Genomic DNA, 4,238 nt, shown 5'->3' with positions numbered 1-4,238 from the left:
AGTTGGGATATTTTTTTAAAATCTTGTTTTCATTTAATTTTTATATATTATAAAATACAATATTTTATTAAGATATATGTGTTTTATTCATATTTGGGAAGTTATGCTTTAAAATAAAACAAAATATGAACATTGAATTATAAATTTCAAAAAAACAATGAGGTTGTTAAATGGACAAAAAGAAAATCATGATAATTGGAGTGATAATATTAATCATTGTGGCGGCAATTCTTTTTGTAGTGCTGACTGCACAGAATTATGAAAGAATCGAAATTACTCCGAACGGAACCAGCATAGAAGTTCCATTAAATCAGACAAAATATGCTGGAGAAGTTGAAAGCGCCAAAGTCTGGAACTGGAACAATGGAATAATGGTTACATACAACAGTTATGAGGATGACAATCTCATCAAAGTAACTGAAATGGGTTTCGATACTCTGAATAATGTAATAAAAAATGGAGAAATGCAGAATACTGACGGTTTTACATGCTATGTGGTAAATGCTGATAAATTATTTGAGATTCATATATTTGATATCATTAAAGTAAATTACAACGGCAAATTCTATTGCATACCTTTAGATAATCAAACCACTCATGACAATATTATAATCTGCTGCAATGACAAGGATATGGCAGTTCACATGGCAAACTCAGTAAAGTACAAAAATGTCTATCATGTTGATCATAGTATAAACGGCAAAATATCTTCTGTGAAAAATATGACAGGTGATTTACAGTCAAAAGCAAGTGATTTTGTAAACAATACCAATTTAAGCAGCATACAATCTTCAGTAGAACAGAAAACAGGATCCGCTATAGATTCAGCTAAATCTCAAATCGAACAATACACTGGAAAATTACCTATATGAAACTGATTGAAAATCTTTAAAATAAGAGTTGGGATTACTATGGAAATTATTAAGGAAAAACAAACCCCTAAAAAAAGCTTGAAAAGAAGCTTAATCGTATTTATTGGAAACGTCATAGGAATATACCTGATAAGTTTTTTAGGATTGGGAGTTGAAATCAGTCATTCAGGGGACATACTGATGTTAGTATTGTTCCTTGGTCTGGTCAATGCAATACTCTGGCCAATTCTGACAAGAATAGCAATGCCGTTTCTGGTCTTAACTTTCGGTGTAGGAACACTGATACTGAACGGTCTACTGCTCCAATTACTTGCACCATCATTTGGAATTGCAATTAAAGGCCCTGCAATAATTCTTGCACCTTTAGGAATGGCTGCAGTTACAACAGTATTGTCCTCATTAATAACAATTAACGATGACAGTTCATATTACAGGTCTGTTTTAAGAGATGCTGAAAAGAAAAGAAAAGGCAACGTCAAGGATTATCCTGGAGTGATAATCGTTGAAATCGACGGCCTTGCACACAAGGTTCTGCTTGAAGCAGTCGACAGGGGTGTCATGCCAACCATGAAAGGGATGATTGAAGGCAATGAGTATAATCTTAGGATGTGGGAAACTGACCTGTCATCCCAAACCGGTGCAAGCCAGGCAGGAATCCTTCACGGAAACAATGAAGGTATCGTAGCATTCAGATGGATAGAGAAAAGCAACGGCAATCAGATGATGCAATGCTCAGGAATCACCAAAGTGCCGGAACTGGAAGAAAGGATTTCAAATGGGGACGGATTGCTTGTGGACAATGGAGCAAGCAGGTCAAACCTATTTTCCGGAGACACTGACAATGTGATATTTACATTCAGTAAAATCATGGACTTTGGGAAACTTTATAATAAGGCATGGTACTCAGTGTTCTCCAATCCAAGCAATTTTGCACGTATAATCTCATTGTTTTTAGCTGACATGGTGCGCGAGATATGGTCACAACTCACACATTCAATAAAAAACGTCAGGCCAAGAATAAAACGTGGAATAATGTACATTCCAACAAGAGGTGCCACAAACGTGTTCATGAGAGAAATCAACACTTCAACACTGATCGGAGACATGATGGTTGGTGACATTGATGTTGCATACTCAACCTATCTCGGTTATGATGAGATAGCTCACCATTCAGGAGTCAGGGACAGTGACGCATGGATAGCCTTAAAGCAAATGGACGATCAAATCAAGCACCTCACCGACGCAAACAAATACTCTCCTAGGGACTATCAATTCGTGATTCAATCTGATCATGGTCAGACAAACGGCGCCACATTCACACAAAGATACGGCCAAACCTTTGAGGACTTCGTCAAATCCTTGCTTCCGGAAGACATGACCATGTTCGCTAAAATGACCTCAAACGATGACCACTTTGTAGGGGACTACACTCCATTTTCAAGAAAGAAAAAGAAAATAGAAAAAGAGAAAGAAGAAGCACAGGAATTAAGTGACTCTGAAGTTATTGTATTGGCTTCAGGAAACCTTGCAATGATTTATTTGACACAGTGGAGTCAAAGACTAACATATGAGGAACTTAACAGTTATTTCCCTGAACTGATACCCGGTATTGTAAACAACGAGTATGTTGGTTTCATTCTAGTCAAATCCCAGGAGCATGGGGACTTGGCTATTGGAAAGAATGGAACATACTACCTGGACAGTGGTGAAATTGATGGTGAAAACCCTCTTGAAGGATTTGGTAACAACATTGTCAGACATTTAAAAAGAACCAGTTCGTTTGAACATACACCGGACATCCTTGTAAACAGTTTTTATGATGAGGAAGCTGATGAAGTATGTGCATTTGAAGAATTGGTTGGAAGTCACGGTGGAGCAGGGGGAGATCAATCCAAACCTTTCATACTTTACCCTTCAAGCTGGAATGTCAGTGATGATGACATCATCGGTGCAGAAAATATTTATAAATTATTAAAAGAAAATTTAGCCGAATTGAAAAATAAATAATGAAAATAAGAATAGAAAAAGGTATGGCATTTCATAACCATATCTTATTCTTTATTATTTTTAATTAATGTTTCTAACTTATCCAAACGTTCATTTAACTCTTTTTCACGTTTTTGGTTATGCCTTAATAAAATTGCAGCTGTTAATGTTGCAGTACCCACACCTGAAATGATGTATCCGCTCCAAACTAAAAGCAGGCTTATTAATTTACCAATACCTGACTCACCAAGTATTGCATAGCCGTTACTTGTAAATGCATTTGAAACCATGACTATGGCATTTAAAGGTTCAACGCCTTCTGCAAATAATGTTATAATAAAGCTGAAAAATACTATGGAAAATAATAGTATTATTGTGATTCCAAGGCCGTTTGTTTTGGTGTATTTTCTGAATTTGTCAAGATAGACTTTTATGAAATATGCATAGATAAGAACATGGATTATGTAAATTGGCCAAATCATAAGGGTGCTGTTATAAACTATCAATATTATGGCTTCATAAGGAATCAGGAGGAAAAAAAGTATTTTATTTCCCCAAGAGTCATAATCCAAAGTTAAAGCAACATATAATGATATGATGATTTGCAGAACAATAATTGGAAGTATCTCTTTTCCTTCAAATACCAAGATGTATAGTATGAAAAAGAAGAATATTAACATCATTATTAAGTAATAAACTTGTTTTAATGTTTCAAGTTCCTGTTCAGGAAAATATTCCTTCGGATTTAAAATTCTACTTTCACTATTGGCTATTTTTTTATAAATAAATTTTCCAACTGTAAACAGCACACCAAAAACTAAAATTGGAATAAGTAATTCACAGACAAATTTAAAAATCTCCATATCGTTTATATTTATTAAAACTTATATTTTAATCTTTAATTTTTGATTTTTAATTGAATTTTAACACAATGTTTGTGATGGATAATTAAACGAGTAATTTCGTTTGTCTGCATAATTTGAATAAGATTTGCTTAATTTAGATTAAAGATTAACAGTACCTAAAAATTTAATCTCTATATGAAATAGGGTTCACTTCAAATTGAATAATCAAAGAGTGGCAATATTAGTTTTGTAATTGATTGGCAACTTAAAAAAGTCACACTATCATACTTTAATTATTTTTAAAGTCTTGAAAATTGGAAATTAAGACAATAGGTTTTATATAACCTAGAAACAAATTAAATATTGTGTACGGAAATTTATTAAATCTTTTTTTTCAAAAGATGCAATAAATGTTGTCGAATTTAAAATGGATATTTTCCAAAGAAAACAAAAACAATATGTGGAGGTTATAACATGATTATGGGAAATATGATAATGAATGTAATCAGGATATTAATAATAGTTTTTATAATAT

Annotated in this window: 3 protein-coding genes; 2 read left to right on the top strand and 1 reads right to left on the bottom strand. The window is 33.4% G+C overall.

The genetic code is table 11. The features are described 5' to 3' along the window. Positions 1-170 precede the first annotated feature (170 nt). Both ACKI2P_RS02130 and ACKI2P_RS02125 read left to right on the top strand, forming a co-directional pair. Positions 171-872, top strand: coding sequence for a hypothetical protein (locus tag ACKI2P_RS02130; RefSeq protein WP_407374603.1), 702 nt, complete (start codon positions 171-173; stop codon positions 870-872). Positions 873-911: 39 nt separating this feature from the next. Further along, complete coding sequence (locus ACKI2P_RS02125) at positions 912-2,879, top strand: phage holin family protein (RefSeq protein ID WP_407374602.1); 1,968 nt, start codon at positions 912-914, stop codon at positions 2,877-2,879. 44 nt (positions 2,880-2,923) lie between these two features. Here ACKI2P_RS02125 and ACKI2P_RS02120 read toward each other — a convergent pair whose 3' ends face one another. After that, entirely contained in the window at positions 2,924-3,721 is a 798-nt protein-coding gene (locus tag ACKI2P_RS02120; protein WP_407374601.1) for a hypothetical protein, read from the bottom strand. Positions 3,722-4,238 lie beyond the last annotated feature (517 nt).

The sequence above is a fragment of the Methanobrevibacter sp. genome, from assembly GCF_045541095.1.
In the GTDB taxonomy this organism is placed as follows: Archaea; Methanobacteriota; Methanobacteria; order Methanobacteriales; family Methanobacteriaceae; genus Methanocatella.
This window is presented reverse-complemented; position numbering and strand designations above follow the sequence as displayed.